General features: G+C 58.7%; 12 protein-coding genes. 6 read left to right on the top strand and 6 right to left on the bottom strand.

Annotated features, from left to right (window positions below; all coding sequences use genetic code 11):
* Positions 1-281: 281 nt before the first annotated feature.
* From BLU75_RS21400 to BLU75_RS21390, 3 genes are all read left to right on the top strand, one after another.
* On the top strand, positions 282-6,320 hold the full coding sequence (locus tag BLU75_RS21400; protein WP_090221554.1) for a TcdA/TcdB pore-forming domain-containing protein: 6,039 nt from the start codon (positions 282-284) through the stop codon (positions 6,318-6,320).
* Between the two features lie 190 nt (positions 6,321-6,510).
* On the top strand, positions 6,511-8,448 hold the full coding sequence (locus BLU75_RS21395; protein ID WP_084381004.1) for a RecQ family ATP-dependent DNA helicase: 1,938 nt from the start codon (positions 6,511-6,513) through the stop codon (positions 8,446-8,448).
* 22 nt (positions 8,449-8,470) lie between these two features.
* Positions 8,471-8,902, top strand: a complete 432-nt coding sequence (locus BLU75_RS21390) for an acyl-CoA thioesterase (protein ID WP_084381003.1) — start codon at positions 8,471-8,473, stop codon at positions 8,900-8,902.
* A gap of 62 nt (positions 8,903-8,964) precedes the next feature.
* Here BLU75_RS21390 and BLU75_RS21385 read toward each other — a convergent pair whose 3' ends face one another.
* From BLU75_RS21385 to BLU75_RS21370, 4 genes are all read right to left on the bottom strand, one after another.
* Positions 8,965-9,444, bottom strand: a complete 480-nt coding sequence (locus tag BLU75_RS21385) for a glycine zipper domain-containing protein (protein ID WP_084381002.1) — start codon at positions 9,442-9,444, stop codon at positions 8,965-8,967.
* A 383-nt stretch (positions 9,445-9,827) separates the two neighbouring features.
* Entirely contained in the window at positions 9,828-12,176 is a 2,349-nt protein-coding gene (locus BLU75_RS21380; RefSeq protein ID WP_084381001.1) for an FdhF/YdeP family oxidoreductase, read from the bottom strand.
* Positions 12,173-13,012 carry a formate dehydrogenase accessory sulfurtransferase FdhD gene (gene fdhD / locus BLU75_RS21375; protein ID WP_084381000.1) on the bottom strand — a complete coding sequence of 280 codons (840 nt, stop codon included), beginning with the start codon at positions 13,010-13,012 and terminating at the stop codon, positions 12,173-12,175. The genes BLU75_RS21380 and fdhD overlap by 4 nt, the downstream gene beginning before the upstream one ends.
* A gap of 97 nt (positions 13,013-13,109) precedes the next feature.
* Positions 13,110-13,997: a LysR family transcriptional regulator gene (locus BLU75_RS21370; RefSeq protein ID WP_084380999.1), complete on the bottom strand. Its 888-nt coding sequence runs from the start codon at positions 13,995-13,997 to the stop codon at positions 13,110-13,112.
* A gap of 132 nt (positions 13,998-14,129) precedes the next feature.
* Here BLU75_RS21370 and lysM point away from each other — a divergent pair, with 132 nt between their 5' ends.
* On the top strand, positions 14,130-14,570 hold the full coding sequence (gene lysM, locus BLU75_RS21365; RefSeq protein WP_084380998.1) for a peptidoglycan-binding protein LysM: 441 nt from the start codon (positions 14,130-14,132) through the stop codon (positions 14,568-14,570).
* Between the two features lie 106 nt (positions 14,571-14,676).
* Here the strand turns inward: lysM and yrfG are convergent, their stop codons facing one another.
* Complete coding sequence (gene yrfG / locus BLU75_RS21360) at positions 14,677-15,345, bottom strand: GMP/IMP nucleotidase (RefSeq protein ID WP_084380997.1); 669 nt, start codon at positions 15,343-15,345, stop codon at positions 14,677-14,679.
* A 91-nt stretch (positions 15,346-15,436) separates the two neighbouring features.
* On the opposite strand from yrfG, the gene nudE reads away from it, so the two are divergent.
* Both nudE and cysQ read left to right on the top strand, forming a co-directional pair.
* Complete coding sequence (gene nudE, locus BLU75_RS21355) at positions 15,437-16,003, top strand: ADP compounds hydrolase NudE (RefSeq protein ID WP_084380996.1); 567 nt, start codon at positions 15,437-15,439, stop codon at positions 16,001-16,003.
* Positions 16,000-16,836: a 3'(2'),5'-bisphosphate nucleotidase CysQ gene (gene cysQ, locus BLU75_RS21350; protein WP_084380995.1), complete on the top strand. Its 837-nt coding sequence runs from the start codon at positions 16,000-16,002 to the stop codon at positions 16,834-16,836. Before nudE ends, cysQ begins: the two co-directional genes overlap by 4 nt.
* A 60-nt stretch (positions 16,837-16,896) precedes the next feature.
* On the opposite strand, the gene BLU75_RS21345 is transcribed toward cysQ, so the two are convergent.
* Positions 16,897-17,352, bottom strand: coding sequence for a thioesterase domain-containing protein (locus BLU75_RS21345; protein WP_084380994.1), 456 nt, complete (start codon positions 17,350-17,352; stop codon positions 16,897-16,899).
* Positions 17,353-17,367 lie beyond the last annotated feature (15 nt).

Genomic DNA, 17,367 nt, shown 5'->3' with positions numbered 1-17,367 from the left:
GGTTTCTTACAGGGGTTTCCTGCGCTATCGCGGATAACTCCCGTTTTCTCCCGCCGCTTCGGCGCGCCGTCCCTGCTCGGGTCGAACGCTTGGTTTTCAAGAAAGTTCTGTGCAGAGATAAATACCTATATCTCCGTCGAGCGTTGTGGAGCTTACCGTGCCGTGGGCGTTGATCACTTGCCCCCGTCCGGCGCCTTCAGGTTACGTCATCAGGCTTTACAGCCTTGAAGGACCTCAATTCCTTGACCTGATAATCAGATCTCTTTCACGGATAGCACACCATGGCGGTTAGCACTACGCAGAGCACACTTGATCGCAACAACCGCTGCTCCGAACTTGCTTATCAACACCTCGATCAAAAAGGCGTTGCCGAAGCGTTTGCAGCCGCGGCATGCGCCGTGCAAAACCTGGCGTGGATCGCGCAAGCAATAGGGGATCGCGAGATCAAGGGTGGCGTGCTGTCTGTGGCGGGGGAGCCCGGCGTCCAAGGAAGCAGCGACGGGACCCGGCGGTTCGCCGCCGATCCCACGCAATTTGCCCTATCCAATACCCTCAGTACCGAACATCTGGGCAAGCCCGGGAGACTACCCGCGCAAGGGCATGCGCGCTTGGTGGAGGTTGGCCCGCAGTTGTACGAGGTCGAATATATCGACTTGAGCAAGCACACATCCGCCGCCGGTCCAAGCAGCGTGCCGGCGTATTTTCTTGGCTACAACGGCGCCAACCAAGCTAATGCAATGCCTGCCTATGTGGATATTCCAAAACGGGCGGTGGAGGGGCGCTTCCTTTTCACCGGAGCGTTGTCAGGTTGCTCGGTGATAGTGACCGATCTTGATCCCACTACTTATCGGGTTTATCACGACGGTCGCACCAACAGCTCTCTGCTTTACGACAATGTAGCGATGGCGGTCGATTATAAGGACTATCGAATACCGGGCAGCATCTTGGCCCTTGCCGTGGTTTGCATGCAGTACGTCGAGGGTGAATGGCAGATGGTGCTTCAACGCCATGATTTTGAACGCGACAGTAAAGGCGGCATACGGTTGAAGCGGCGTGGCGTGGCGCAAGCGCTTTCCACGTATCGCGCCAACGATCAAACGGTGAAGCATAACCAGGCTGAATTCGCGGCCTACCGCAAACAGGTTCACGAACGACTGAAGAAAGCGGCTACCCAGTTTGGTGTGTCGGTCGAAGGGGTTGCGGACGGCCTGTATATAGGCGGCGGATTCTCCTATGAGAGCCCGGCAATTGCTGCCTGGATTCGCCTGCGAAAAGAGCTGGAGGCTAAAGTCGCAGCGGATATCGACAAAATAATAGCCGACAAATATCTGCTCTCTAAACAGCGAAGCAGCGCCATCAATGATGAAAAAATAAGGCAGCTGAACTTAACTCATGAGTACTACAAGGCGCAGTTTCATACGCTGTTGAGAGAAGTGCGCGACGTCGAGCATCTTTGGTTATGGCAGCAGATCAAGACCAAAGAGGGAACGATAGGCGTATTGCGCATTGACGAGTCCCCCAGTCAGAACTTGGCGCCGGTGCACACCACAAGCCTGGCTGAGCTTTACGAGATCGCCCAGACAAATAACGAGTACCTCCATAAGGTTCTGAATCGTGTGGAGCTGTACAGCGATGACTTTCGGCGCGCGGGCAGCGATTTTCAGCGCTTGGTAGTGCAGGATTTTTTTCTGTTGCGGGTTGCAGATCAATCCGGTGGCCGTTGTTATCCGTTGGTCCGGGCCATGGCCGTTGCACTGGGGTGTGGCGGTCAGCAGGGTGTTGATCGTTTGGTGGAGAGGCTACAGGTGGCGACAGCCGATCCACAGGCGCGTAACTCGATGCTGCTCAAAGACACGCTGAGCACATTGCACTCCAATGTTCATGCCGTTCAGGCGTCAACCCAGTTAGGGCAATTCGTACTGGATGAGGTGCTGTCACGGCTGCAAAAAACCACGCAGACCTCAATGTTCGCACTCAATACCCGCTGGCACGCGATGCTGCTCGGGAGCGTCGTTACAGATGAGGTATCGCGTTACTATTTCTATGACCCGAATGTCGGGATTTTTGCCTTCGGCGCCGCCGCCGCTCTGGCCGGTGCAATGCAGCACTATCTAGTGACGCGCGGGCTGGCCGCCTATTACGGCGCGTTTGGCAGTCAATCAGCACCGGCCTTCAACCTGATCGAGATAGATACTCGCGCGATGGCCGAGGTACCGGTAGGCCTCGGTCTAAACGTGGCCGACCTGAGTCAGTCCGAGGCGTTGGAACGTGTCAGTGACGTACGTTCGCAGGCCGAACAGGCAGTCAACACGCACGTGCGAATCGCGGAGGATCTGCAACTGCGTACGGCGCTGGCAACCTTGGATGCCGAACGCTGGGGAGCACGGTTCTATGCTGCCAGTACCGTTCTGGCGAATAGCGCGAGTCTGAGCGAGCGCTGGGTGCTGGTGATCGATAATACCCAGGATCTCGGCGACGGCCGTTTCCGGGTTCAATTTATCGATCGCAATCAGCCTGGAAAAACCCGCTGGGTAGAAACCCGTGATGCCACGTGCCTTAAGTACCGCGGTTTTGTTGATCAGCATCTGCAGACTCTGGATCAACATTTTTCGCTAAAGGGCGAGCCGTTCAGACCTGAGGGTGGCGTGGCGGCGACGGCTCCGTTTGATGGCTTAAATGCCGGGTTTGCGGTGCAGGCACTGATTCAGTGGTTCGCCGACAAGCATCGCAAAGAAGCGCGAAACACGCGTTCCTCGCCTGAACTTGCCACCTTGCTCAAGCTTCACGGCTACGTTAATTCCACCCAGATGGTGCATGGAGCAGTACAGGATGTATCCCAGGTCATCGAGCAGGTCAGCACGGCGTTACGCAACGAGGAGGTGATCGCCGGCCGTTTTGTTTCGGCCTTGGGGCGCACCCTTAACGAAGGTGTCGGGGTGTTGTTTGGCGAGGTGATGGTAGGGATAGACGCTTACGAATTGGCCTATGCCGAGAATGAGACACAGAAGGCGGTGTTTGGCACCCAGTTGGCATTTGACGCCGCGAGCTTGGTGACAAGCAGCGTGGGAGTGACCGCTGGACTGATGGAGGCCTCCACGCTCGCGACCATGTTTTCTGGCGGTGGCGTTATTCTGGGCGGACTGGGCGTGGGTTTCACGGCGCTGGCACAGGCTTTCGGTGCCGTGGCCGAGGATGCCAAGGCGGTGGGTTGCTACTTCGAGATGGTCGACACCGCCTATAAAAACCACGGCTATCGCTACGAGGCCAGCCAGGATGCACTGGTGCCCCTGGCCGGTGCAGTGGTTCAGCGTCTTGACCTTGGCAAAGGCCAGATCGAATTTGCTAGCCAATATATCTACAGCACCCACTACACATGGATTGGCGATCTTCCACAGATCGACCTCGAGCGTGATCACGCCATTGAGGTGCGCAGCGGGATTGGTTATGGCGTTGGCTGCCAGCCGATTGCGCAGCGTGAAGCCAGGCTGGTTATTCTTCCCAGTACTCCCAAATCCTATATTTCGCATGATTACGGGTTGCTGCCTTTTGCCACGGATCGCCACGATATGGGGTTTGATGTCATCCGCAGACTTCAGAGCGATAAGTTCTCTTTCGCGTTCTACGTCTTTCCTGGCGAGCAGATAATTCGCAGGATCCATCATGAGTACGTCAAGACCACCATTGCCGTGGTGCTCGACAAGACTGATCGGCAGTTGCTGGTGCCGACATTACCCACGGAATTATATGGCTACCTCAACTACAGGTTCACGGGAGGTGGCGGTGTCTACCAGATTGAACTCAACGAGGGCGCGCACGTACGCATAGAAAAAAGTACACCTTCGACTTGGATAATTATTACCCGCCAGCTAGAGCGTGACGTCATCAGCTTCATGGACTCGCTGTGTGATCCCGATGGCGACGAAGTGCTGTATTACCGGCTGATGATCGGTGGCGTTCTGGTCGATATTGCTCCTGCGCATGTTGATGATATTCGCCTCGTCCAGCATGACCGCGAACAGCTCAAGGTTAACTTCGCGACTAAAACCACCCAGGTCGAACGCATCGACGCCAGCCAGTGGCCGGCTCCTGGACTGTCTATCGAGCAGCACTTACAGGACTTGGCCAAGGCGCATCGGTTGCAGGGGCAGTTTGTGCTGGTCGAGAACTACAGGCACAACGATCGCAGTGTTGGCCGCGCGTTCTACGACGTGGCCAGGAACCGGATGCTGTTCACCGATACTTGCGAGGAGCTGGCCAAGCATGCTCGCCTGGGGGCGGTGACAAATGAGCACGCCTATTTCTACAACGCCGAGCATGCCATCGCGTGGCGGGTAATCATCGCCACCGGCCAGGTGGAAGGGCAGTTCAATCCATTTCTCGGCCGGCATGAATCTCAGTCCCTTCGACTATGGCAACAGGGCGACGCGATCTATCTCGCCCATCGTCATCCGGCGAACGGCAAGCCGCAGAGCGAGTCCGTCTACAAGATCCATGGGACTCAAATGGAGTTGCTTCGCACGACGGGACACGACTTCCTGCTGCGTTCATTGTGGCAGTCCAACACCGCTAATATTTTTCCAGGCTTAAAGTCAGGTGTTCCAACCCATACGCTGGGCCGATTGATTGAGCCGACCAAGGCAGAATTAATGATGATCCACGGCACAGATGATGCCGGCGTGGATCACCGCTATTGGGTTCGTACCCCCAGCGACCTTGTGATCAAACCGAATCTTGAGCCCCCCGCGACTGATCCCCGGCAGTTTGACGCGGCTGAACAAACGCACAGCGCTTGGCCGATCCCCGACGATCTGGTGTTGGCAGGCAACATGCTCCTCCCCGATGGAGGGGAAGTGTTCTTTTTCTACAGCAAGGTACAAAAGGCGCTATTCCGGCAAAAGGGCCCCGGGCCAGCTTCAATGGATGACGAGCGCCCCACGGCATCGCGGGTAACCACCCCGATCCTGGCGAATGTGCTCAACATCAGCGGTCACTTGATCGTCATCACCGAAGATGGACGTGTGGCCCGACTCAATGCGCTGGGGCAACTCAGTTACGAAGCCGTCAATGAGCATTGGCTCCAGGGACGTGTTAGCTGGTGGCAAGACCTCGCCTGTGTCGCCGAGGGGCGTGCAACGTTGGCTGTATTCGGGGTCAAGGACGCGACTGGCAAGGGTGCGCTGCCGGTGTGGTTCCACAACGCTCAGGTGGTCGTGGCTTCGGCATTTCTGCAAGATAAAACCTTGCAGTTCCTTGGCTTTGAGGCGGATGACACGACGGCCCGGCTCTTTGAGCCCGCGAGTGGCACGTTATATCTCCAGCGGTCCATGACTGCGAATGAACTCGCAGTTGCGTTTGGGACGGATGCGCGACTCAAAGCCTCGGCGCCCATTCCCGTGGCCACCGAGTCAGCCCCAGGGCAGCGTTTCAAGTCAGCAGAACAGGTGGATGCGGGGATACGTCTGGTTACGGTCAACGGGGAGGTGCTGCTGCGCACTCCCAACGGGGCGTTACAACTGGTTGCTGTCGATGCACAGTGGCAGCAGGACAGGCAGACGTACAACGCTTGGTGGCAGTGGCTGGCGTTTGATGCCGAGGCGCAAGTGAAGAACCGCTACCGGTTACCTGAAGCACTTGCAGCACTTGCCAGGCAGTGGGATGCCAAAGGTGTCTTGACCTTGCTGGGCGATGGCGCGCAAGGCTGGTTCGATGTCGACAGTGGCCAGGTATTCTCGAGTCGTGGCATTCACGCCGCGGATAACCTGCGCTTCCTGGGCGTCGCCGTTGGGCAGGCGGCGGCTTATGTGTATTGCTCGACGAATCAAGCGCTCTACCGGATCACGGAAAAAGCTCCGCGGTTGTTGGCCGAGTTCACAGCTGTGAAGCGTTTCGGCGCAACTTTATCGCTGCAAATTACCCAAAACGACGTCACCCCACTCATTCTTGCCGGGGTCGACAACTTGATCCTGTGCGGGAATGCCGGTATCAATTTTTACACGCTCGGAGCGGAGGTCTGGGCGCACTATCGCACCGTGATCCTTGACCACAATCATCCAGCCTCGGTGTTGAATCGAATACAGCTGTCGATGACTGACTCGAAGGCTATTCTGGTGTCCCGAAGTGATGACGACCTGTTACTGACCGATGGCAACACTGGCGCAACCTTGGTGGTGCGCAAGGCATTCAATCAGCGGTCGGATAATCCGTTGATCGAGCTGCCGGATGCCACGAATCTGCTGCGTATCACTTGCCTGGTCGATAACTTTATCAAGCGCAGTTATTCCTCGGGCGCGCTGGTGGACCTCAGTATCGCGTTGCGGTAAGTCTCTGGATTCCACCGTCACACGCTGTTGTCTTTGCCCACAACACCCGTCGGATCCTGTCGGTTTGGCCCGCTGCCACTCCGCGTCCTGTGTATCATCCGGTCTCTTTTTTTCTGGCGACCTTTCTCGATTCGCTGAAAATACCGGGCTATGTTTTGAGCCTGTTCAGCGGTCAATGGAGTGACAGCTTATGCACAACACCCTCCAGCAGGTCTTTGGTTATCCACAGTTTCGTCCGGGCCAGGAAGCGGCTGTCAGCGCCGTGCTGGCCGCTCGCTCGGCGGCGGCGATTTTTCCCACCGGTTCGGGCAAGTCCTTGTGTTACCAATTGCCTGCGGTGTTGCTGCCACACCTGACGTTGGTGGTGTCGCCGTTGTTGGCGCTGATGCAGGACCAATTGGGTTTTTTACAGCGCCACGGTATTTCGGCCGGCAGTATCGATTCGGCCCAGAGCCGCGAGGACGCCAATGACGTGATGGCCCGGGCACGTTCCGGCGAGTTGAAAATCCTGATGATTTCCGTGGAGCGCCTGAAAAACGAGCGTTTTCGACATTTCCTGCAAAGCGTGCCGATCTCGCTGCTGGTGGTGGACGAGGCGCACTGCATCTCTGAATGGGGGCACAACTTTCGCCCGGACTACCTGAAGTTACCTGATTACCAGCGCCAGTTCCGCATCCCCCAGGCGTTGCTGCTGACCGCCACCGCCACGCCCAAGGTGATCGCAGACATGCAGGCGAAGTTCTCGATCGCTGCTGAGGATGTGGTCACCACCGGTTTTTATCGACCCAATCTGAACCTGCTGGTGGAGCCGGTCAGTGGTATCGACAAGCGCCGCAGACTGGTGGAGTGGATGCGCGAGCGAGCAGGCCAGCCAAGCATCGTCTACGTCACCCTGCAGAAAACCGCCGAGCATATTGCCGAACATTTGAACCGCGCTGGAATCCAGGCTGAGGCTTACCACGCCGGTCTGCCCCACGAAAAGCGTGAGGGCATCCAGCAACGATTCATGGGCGGGCAGTCCAATTGCATTGTCGCCACCATTGCGTTTGGCATGGGCATCGACAAGAGCGATATCCGCAATGTCGTGCACTTCGATTTACCGAAGTCCATCGAGAATTACAGCCAGGAAATTGGCCGCGCCGGTCGGGACGGCCAAGACGCCGACTGCCTGGTGCTGGCAAATCGCGACAGCCTCAATGTGCTGGAAAACTTTGTCTATGGTGATACGCCGGAGCAGCAAGGCATTCGGTGTGTGCTGGAGGAGTTGCTGGCGGCCCGTGGAGAGGCGCAGTGGGAGTTCCTGTTGAGACCGTTGGCGGAACTCAGCAATATCCGCGAGCTGCCGCTCAAGACCTTGTTGGTGCAGCTGGAACTCAAGGGCGTGATTGCTCCGCGCTACGCCTATTATGCCGAATACCGTTTCAAATACCGTGTGGAGCCCGAGGCGCTGCTGGCACGCTTTTCCGGTGAGCGCCAGCAGTTTGTCTCAGCCATCATCCAGGCTGGCAAGCGTGCGAGGACCTGGGTCACGGTGGATTTCGATACGCTTTATCAACAACATCAGGCCGAGCGCAGCCGTGTGGTGAAGGCCCTGGATTACTTCCAGGAACAAGGCTTGATCGAGCTGGAAAGCAAGCAGATGACCGAGGTGTACAGCCTGTTGGACACCGGCTTTGATCTTCAGGCCTTGAGCGTCGAGTTATACGCAGGCTTCAAGCAGCACGAAACGAAGGAGGTGGCACGAATTCACGCGATGCTGGATCTGTTTGCCACCGAGCGTTGCCTGGGCTACCGCCTGGCTGAATATTTCGGTGACGAAAGCGCGCCCATGCAATGCGGGCATTGTTCGGTCTGCCATGGCCAAGTCGCGCACTTGCCCTCTCCGCCAGACTTGCCGGCGCTTGTGGATAAAGACTTTGAGGGATTGTGCGGGGATTTTACCCACAGGCATCATCAGCACACTGGCAACCTGCCCAGCGCTGAGCGTATGACGCGGTTTCTATGCGGCATCAGCGTGCCGTTGTTCACCCGGCTCAAGGCCAGATCCATCCCCGCATTTGCTGCGCTGGAGGCGTATCCCTACGCTGAAGTGCGGGAATGGGTCGAGGCTCATATGAGCCGGCTGTAAATTCACTTTCAGGAGACTTGCCATGCCCGACTCAACGCCCCAGCGTGCCGATTACCGACACTTCCAGCCGATCATTACGCGCTGGCACGACAACGACGTATACGGCCATGTGAATAACGTCACCTATTACAGCTTTTTCGACACGGCGGTGAATACCTACCTGATAGAAAAGGGCGGGCTGGATATCAATGATGGCGAGGTGGTGGGATTTGTGGTGAGTTCGGCCTGCGACTATTTCGCCTCGATCGCTTTTCCCGAGCATATCGACATCGGACTGCGGGTCGACAAGTTGGGCAACAGTTCGGTGCGCTATGAACTGGCGGTGTTCAAGACCGGCGAAGACGAAGCCTGCGCGGCTGGGCGGTTTGTGCATGTGTTTGTGGATCGGGCGACGAACCAGCCGGTGTCGATCCCGGGCGTGTTGCGAGAGGCGCTGCAGCAACTGGTCATGTAGACCCGGTCCTGGCCCTCGCGGCGCAAGCGCGATCCGAGGGCCAGGGCGGGATTCATGCGGGATCAGCGATGACGGTAATGATGTTTGTTCTTGCGGTGGCCGTAGGCATGGCCACGACCCCGATGGCCGTCACGGTAGTAGCGACGATCATCGCGTCCGCGGTAACGACGGTCGTCGTCATCGCTTTTGTTGCCCATGTAGTTGCCCAGCGCGCCGCCGGCACCGCCGCCCGCAGCCGCGCCGATCAGGCTGCCGGTGCTGCCGCCGACACTGCGGCCGACCACGTTACCGCCCGCTGCGCCCAGCGCGCCGCCAATGGCTGCTTCGCCCCGGCTGCGTTTGTCCGCGCCTACCGCGCTGCCGCCAGCGCCACCCAGGGCCGCGCCGATGGCCGAGCCGGTGTTGCCGCCCAGCTGCTGGCCAACAACCGAACCTAAAACCCCGCCCAATGCGCCGCCTACACCGGCTTCGGTGGTGCCACCGGCCATGGCTGCGCCACTGACCAGGCCCAGGGACAACAAGAGAATCGAGGAAAACTTCATAGGGGAACCTCAAGAGGATGACGCCGCGATCCTGAGGTTGTAGCGAGGCGTTGACAATTGAAATCCGACCAGTGGTGCAGGTTGTATACAATTATCTAAGTTACTGATTTTACTAGGGAACTTAAGTCGTTTTTGCAGGTCTTTAATTACTTCGGACCGGCCGCTTTTAAGCAAATAGTGACCAGTGTAGGAGCAAGCTTGCTCGCGAAAGGCGTCAACGATAACGCGTGTTTTCTGGATAAACACGGCGCCTATGAGTTCTTCGCGAGCAAGCTCGCTCCTACAAAAAAGCCTTAACTGAACAGCATTACGGTCCTTGAACGGGCCTTTTTTTGCGCCTGGATTTCAGTCGCTGGAGGCCGTCTTGGAGCATGCAGGCGGTTTTAAGCCGTGCGCGCCATGATCAAGCCGTTCTCGCTGGCCGCCTCCAGGCGGATTGCCACGAACTTGGAGGTTGGCGTATGGCTGCCATCCCCGGTGCTTTCCAATGGCACCAGCGGGTTTACTTCCGGGTAATAGGCGGCGGCCTGTCCCGCCGGAATATCAAATGCCAGCAAGGTAAAGCCCTTGACCCGCCGCTCAATGCCATCATCCCAGATCGATACAATATCGGCCTTTTGCCCCGGTTTGAAACCCAAGCGGATGATGTCGGCTTCATTGACGAACAATACGTCTCGCTGACCCTTGACCCCACGATAGCGATCATCCAGGCCGTAAATCGTGGTGTTGTACTGATCATGGGAGCGCATCGACTGCATGATCAGATCCGGCAACTGGCCAGTGGCGCGGGTGCGTTCGTGAACCAGGTCCTTGGGCAGACTGTTTGCGCGAAAATTGGCGCGACCTGATGGGGTGTTCCAGCGGCGGGCACCCGCACTGTTGCCCAGGTAGAAACCGCCCGGGTTCTGCAACCGCTCATTGAAGTCCTTGAAGCCTGGGATGGTCTCGGCGATCAGGTTGCGGACGCGGCTGTAATCGGCCACCAGCCAGTTCCAGTCCACCGGTTTGCTGCCCAGGGTCGCGGCGGCGATACCGGCGAGAATCGCAGGTTCCGACTTCATCTGCTTCGACAGTGGCTGCAGTTGGCCATTGGAACTGTGAACCATGCTGAACGAGTCTTCCACCGTCACCGCTTGCGGGCCTTCGGCTTGAACATCAATGTCGGTACGGCCCAGGCACGGCAGGATCAGCGCTTGCTTGCCGTGGGCCAGGTGGCTGCGGTTGAGCTTGGTGCTGATCTGAACGGTCAGGTCGCAATTGCGCAAGGCCTGGAAGGTCCGCGGGCTGTCCGGCGTGGCTTGGGCGAAGTTGCCGCCCAGGGCGATAAACACCTTGGCGCGGCCTTCAAGCATGGCGTGGATCGCTTCCACCACGTTGTGGCCGTTGTCACGGGGCACCTTGAATTGGAAGCGTCGCTCCAGAGCGCCGAGAAAGGCCACGGGCGGCCGTTCGTTGATGCCCATGGTGCGGTCGCCCTGCACGTTGCTGTGGCCGCGCACGGGGCACAGCCCGGCGCCTGGACGCCCAATGTTGCCGCGCAGCAGCATCAGGTTGGCGATTTCCTGGATGGTCGGCACCGAGTGCCGGTGCTGGGTGATGCCCATGGCCCAGCACATGATCACGTTCTTGCCTTTGGCATACATGCGCGCGGCCTGTTCGATCTCGACCAGCGGCAGGCCGGACTGTTCAACGATGTCATCCCAGGAGGTGTCATCGATACGGCCCAGATAATCGAGGACATGGGTCGTGTGTTCGTTGAGGAAGTCATGGTCGAAGACCGCTTCCTTACCCTCTGCCTGCGCCTGGCGCTCCCACAGCAGCAGAAACTTGGCCATGCCGCGCAGGATTGCCATATCGCCACCCAGCGCCGGGCGGAAATACGCGGTGTTGGTCGGTTTGTCGCCGTTGGTAAGCATTTCCAGCGGGTGTTGCGGATGCTGGAAGCGCTCCAGGCCGCGCTCTTTCAGCGGGTTGATACACACCACCTGAGCACCGCGTTTCACCGCTTCGCGCAACGGTTCAAGCATCCGTGGATGGTTGGTACCAGGGTTCTGGCCCCAGACGAAAATCGCGTCGGCATGTTCGAAATCATCAAAGGTCACGGTGCCTTTGCCGACGCCCACGCTTTGCGCCAGGGCCACGCCGCTGGCTTCGTGGCACATGTTCGAACAGTCCGGGAAGTTGTTGGTGCCGAAGGCGCGCACGAACAACTGATACAGGTACGCCGCTTCGTTACTGGCCCGGCCCGAGGTGTAGAACTCGGCCATGTCCGGGCTTGGCAGCGCTTGCAAATGTTTGCCGATCAGGTCAAACGCCGACTCCCAACTGATGGGTTTGTAACGGTCGGTCTCGGCGTCGTAGCTCATTGGCTCCGTCAGGCGGCCCTGATATTCCAGCCAGTAGTCGCTCTGCTCCAGCAGCGAGCTGACGCTGTGTTTGGCGAAGAACGCGGCATCGACCCGACGTTTGGTGGCTTCCCAGTTCACCGCCTTGGCGCCGTTTTCACAAAACTTGACCATACCGCTTTCTGGCGAGTCGCCCCAGGCGCAGCCCGGGCAGTCGAAGCCGCCGTTCTGATTGGTCTTGAGCATCATGCGCAGGTTTTTCAGCGCGTTGTCGCTGGTCAACCAGGCCTGTGCCACGCTGATCAGCGCGCCCCAGCCACCGGCCGGGCCTTTGTAGGGCTTGTAGCGTGGAGTCGGGGTTTGGTCGGCTTGATGATGAGTGCTCACGCTTGGTTCTCCATCGCAGGGCTATAGACCCGCGGCGCACTTTTCTGCGGCAGGTGGATGAGGTTGAGGTTGTGCCGGCGGGCCCATTGCAGGGCCAGGCCGGTGGGCGACGACAGGCTGACCAGGGTCTGGATGCCGGCGCGCAGGACTTTCTGGATCAGTTCGAGGCTGCACCGGCTGGTGACAATTGCCAGGCCACCGTCTGTGGCAATGTTTTGTCGGATGAGCGCGCCGATCAGTTTATCCAGAGCGTTATGCCGACCAATGTCTTCGCGACCCAGCAGCAGTTCGCCCTGGTTATTCATAAACACCGCGGCATGCACCGCGCCGCTGTACTGACCCAGCGGCTGAAAGGCGCTGATGCGCTGGCGCAGGCCATCGAGCCAGGCGGCAGGTGGCAACGGCGCGCCGGGCAGCACCTTCAAATCCGGCAGCGCCTGTTCCAACGCTTCCACGCCGCACAGGCCGCAGCCGCTGGTGCCAGCCAATTGCCGACGTTGCTGCTTGAGGTTCCAGAACGCACGGCTGGAGATCTGCACCTGAGCATACTGGGCCGAGCCCGAGCCGCTGAGTTGCAGGTCGTAGATATCGCTGACGTCGTCGATGATGCCGCTGCCCAGGCTGAAACCGACGATAAAGTCTTCCAAATCCGTGGGCGTTACCAGCATGACGGCCTGGCTGATGTCGTTATAAGCAATCGCCAATGCCACTTCCTCGGCCAGCGCGGTGCTGGCCGATTCCGAATGATCGAGGCTGCAGTACTGATAATCCTGGCTGGCGGCGGGCGCGGGCGTTGTCAGGGCGGGCACCGCGCAAGCTGGGTGCTGGGCTTTCATGGGGCTGGGTCACCGACGACATGGTCAGTGTTAAGACTAGGCGCGACAAACCGTCGCGTCTAATCGCCAGTACTGATCTGCCGATAGATGGCGTCGATCAAGGTGCCAGCTGCGATTTTTGATAGAGCGCGAAACACGCCTCCGCCAGCGCCGAACGCGGCGCGCTGCGGCGCATGATCAGCCCCAGGCGGGCCAGCGTCTGGGCGTCTTCGATGGGCTGCAGGCGCAGGTACTCGGTCAGGGCGTCGAGTCCACTGTCCAGCGGCATCACCGCGCAACACAGGCCGCCATGCACCGCCTGCAATAGCTGATGGACGGCATCGGTTTGCAACAACGGTTGCGGCGTCAGGCCACGGCTATGGAAGTTGTGGTCGATGGACTGGCGAAAGTGCATGCCGCTGGTGAGCATGCCCAGCGGCAGTTCGATCAGCGCTTCCCAGCTCAGGGGCTTTTCGCCGAAGTTGAAAAACCGCTGGTCATACAGCAGGCCCATGCGGGTTTCGTCGAGTGCCAGGGAGTCGAAGCGCTCGGCGTCCAGACGTTCAAGATAAGACACCCCGAGATCCAGGCGATTGCTTGCCAGTTGCTCGAGAATCTGTTCGGAGCTCAACGCCGACAGTTCAAAACGCAGGCTGGGGTGTTGTTTGTGCAGTTGTTGCATCAGTGCCAGAGGATCGAAGCTCGAGAGTGGCACCACGCCCAGGCGCAGCGTACCCACCAGATTCCCGCGACAGGCTGCTGCCTCGGCCTGCAGGCCGTCATAGGCCGCCAGCACCGTGCGGGCCCAGGCCAGCACGCGCTCGCCGGGTGCGGTAAAGCCCTCGAAACGCTGGCCGCGATTGACCAACGGCAGTTGCAGCTCTTCTTCCAGGCTGCGCAGGCGCATCGACAAAGTCGGTTGGGTAATGTGGCAACGCGCCGCTGCCTGGCCGAAGTGACGGGTTTCGTCGAGGGCGATGAGGAATTTCAGTTGTTTGATGTCCATCTTCGCTCCAGGGCTTATTCCAACGGCCGGGGGATTCTAGCGCGTTTGCGTCATTGGTCGGGTCGGAACCAAGATCCTTAAGACTGGTCTAGTCTTTGGCATCTGGAAATCAAATCCCAAGGAGAGCGCACTATGAGTCTTTTTAGTTTTATCAAGGAAGCAGGCGAGAAAATCGTTGATCTGTTGACGCCGGGTAACGCGAACGCAAGTGAGCAGTTGAAGGATCACGTCGCCAAAGTGGGTCTGGGGAATCCGAATGTGCAGACCACGGTGGATGGCGACAAGGTAACGGTCACCGGTGAAGTCGCTTCTCAGGAAGAAAAAGAGAAAATTTTGCTGGCGCTGGGCAATATTGCCGGCGTGGCTACCGTGGATGACCAGATCACCGTGGCTGGGCCTGTGGTTGTGGCGGCGGTCTTCTATACCGTTGTGAAGGGTGACACGCTGAGCGCCATCTCCAAGAAGCATTATGGAGATGCCAACAAGTACAACAAAATCTTCGAGGCCAACAAGCCAATGTTGTCCCATCCGGACAAGATCTATCCAGGGCAGACGCTGCGCATTCCTGAGTAAGCTGCCCCTTTTGTAGGAGCGAGCTGGCTCGCGAAGGACGTGAACGCTGACGCGGACAGCCTGGCTGAACGCGTTGCCCGGAGGTTTTTCGCGAGCAAGCTCGCTCCTACGACGTTAACCCTGCGATCAATTCCCGATAATCGCCCACCGCGGCGAACTCTGCCGTGTCCTTCGGCCCCTTGTGGCTGTCCGGCGCTTGCACCGCCAGCAAATACTCCACGCCAAAATCCCGTGCACTGCGCAAGATCGGTAAGGTGTCGTCGATAAACAGGCTGCGGGCCGGATCGAAGTCGATGTCTGCTTGCAGGGCGTCCCAGAACTGCGGGTTTTCCTTGGCGAAACCATAATCATGGGAACTGATCAGCCGCTCGAAATACGGTGCCAGTTCGATACGTTCCAACTTCAACGACAGCGAATCGCGGTGGGCATTAGTTATCAGGATGACCCGCTTGCCGGCTTGTTTGATCGCCGCCAGAAAGGTGTCGGCGTCCGGGCGCAAGGCGATCAGGTGAGCCGTTTCCAATTTGAGTTCGCGCACCGGGAGCTTCAACTCGGCGCTCCAGAAGTCCAGGCAATACCATTGCAATTGTCCGGCGTTACGCTCGAACAGCGGCTGCAACTCCATCTCGGCCATCGCCCGGCTCACGCCATGCAGTTCGGCGTACCGCTGGGGCAAGTGTTCCATCCAGAAATGGTTGTCGTAGTGCAGGTCGAGCAAGGTGCCGTCCATGTCCAGCAGGACGGTATCGATATCGGACCAGGGCAATGACGGCATGATGAGCTCTCAAGCAAGTAAGTAAATATATCCGACACAGACAATCGGAAAAGCCACGGTATAGTAACCCGATCACGTCAAGGAGCCGTTTATGCGCCAGAAACCCACCGTCCTCGCCCGCGAAATCGTCGCCAGTAGCCGTTTGTTCCGAGTGGAGGAGGTGCAGCTGCGCTTTTCCAACGGTGTGGAACGAACCTACGAGCGGTTGGTGGGCAGCGGCACAGGTTATGGCGCGGTGATGATCGTGGCAATGATCGACGCTGACCATGCGCTGCTGGTGGAAGAGTACTGCGGCGGAACCGATGAATATGAGCTGTCGCTGCCCAAGGGCCTGATCGAGCCGGGTGAAGATGTTCTGGCGGCGGCAGACCGGGAGCTCAAGGAAGAAGCCGGTTACGGCGCTCGGCAGTTGGAGCACCTCACCGAACTTTCGCTGTCCCCTGGTTACATGAGCCAGAAAATCCAGGTGGTGTTGGCCACGGACCTCTACGAGGAACGTCTGGAGGGCGATGAACCCGAGCCAATGCGGGTCGATCGGGTCAACCTGCGCGAACTCTCGCAGTTGGCGCAGAACGAGCAGTTCAGCGAAGGCCGGGCGCTGGCCGCGCTGTATCTGGTGCGTGACTTGCTGACTCAGCGTGGAGCGTTCCAGCCATGAGTGAATTGTTCCTCGGTCATTCGTTGATTGCGCCTGTGATTGAGCTGGCCCGTCAGGCGGGCGAAGTCATCCTGCCGTACTGGCGTGCCGACGTGGCCGTGACGGCCAAGGCGGATGATTCGCCCGTCACGGCAGCCGACCTGGCTGCTCATCACCTGATCCTTGAAGGGCTCACCACACTGGACTCGAGCATTCCGGTGCTGTCGGAAGAAGACGCCGATATCGATCAAAGCGTGCGTGCCGGTTGGCAGCGCTGGTGGCTGGTGGACCCGTTGGACGGCACCAAGGAATTTATCAGCGGCAGTGAAGAATTCACCGTCAATATCGCCTTGATCGAACAGGGCCGCGTGGTGTTCGGCGTGGTGTCGATGCCCACCAGTGGTCGTTGCTACTTCGGTGGCGCGGGCCTGGGTGCGTGGCGCTCCGATTTGAATGAAGCACCCCGGCAGATTCAGGTACGTCAGACTCCGGCAACGGGCGAGGCCTTTACGGTGGTTGCCAGCCGTCGCCATACCAGCCCCGAGCAGGATCGTTTGCTGAACGGGCTGAGTGAAGGGCTGGGCGAATTGAAGCTGGCGAATATCGGCAGTTCATTGAAGTTCTGCCTGCTGGCCGAAGGCAGCGCCGATTGCTATCCGCGGCTGGCGCCGACTTCACAGTGGGATACCGCAGCGGCCCAAGGTGTGCTGGAAGGGGCTGGTGGGGAAGTGCTGGAGTTGAATGGCCGGCCCTTCAGCTATCCGCCGCGTGAGTCGCTATTGAATCCCTACTTTCTGGCCTTGCCGGCCAAGGCCGCCTGGCGTGAGCGCTTGCTGGCCTTGGCGCGTTCTTGAGCGCAATGCAAATCAATATGTGGGAGCAAACCCACCCACATTGGTCAGGTGTTGTGGCTTTTAGCGGTGCAGAACGTATTGGCCGGTAAAAGCCACCGCCTGCTCTTCACTGCCCTCATTCACAATCCATGTGTCCAACGTCAACCGCGCCCGGCCATAACGCTTGTACGTCGCCACAAAGCGTTTCCAGACCTTGTCCTCCGGTGCCTGGCAAAGCACCGTGGCATCGCGGGTGACGGGGAGCGGATAGCTGATCTGACCCTCTTGAATCACGATATGTCCGTCCTCGATCCCCTCTTCACGCAGTTGCAGGTGCAGCCAGCCCCAGCCCGCGAGTACCGCGCCACAATACAGGCTGCCACCGAACATGGTGCTTTTGTGATTGATGTTGGCTTGCAGCGGCAAATGCAACTGTAACTGCCGATCCTGCCAGCCGAGTACCTTGAGGCCCATCTCCCGGGTCAGGGGGATATCGTGATGAAGGATGGATTCCAGGTAACGGCTATCGCGGCTCATGGTGGTCTCTTGGCG

Origin of the sequence: Pseudomonas mucidolens, from assembly GCF_900106045.1 — a bacterium.
Lineage (GTDB): Bacteria > Pseudomonadota > Gammaproteobacteria > Pseudomonadales > Pseudomonadaceae > Aquipseudomonas > Aquipseudomonas mucidolens.
The sequence above is the reverse complement of the archived record's forward strand: the minus strand, read 5'-3'. Positions and strand labels throughout refer to the sequence as shown.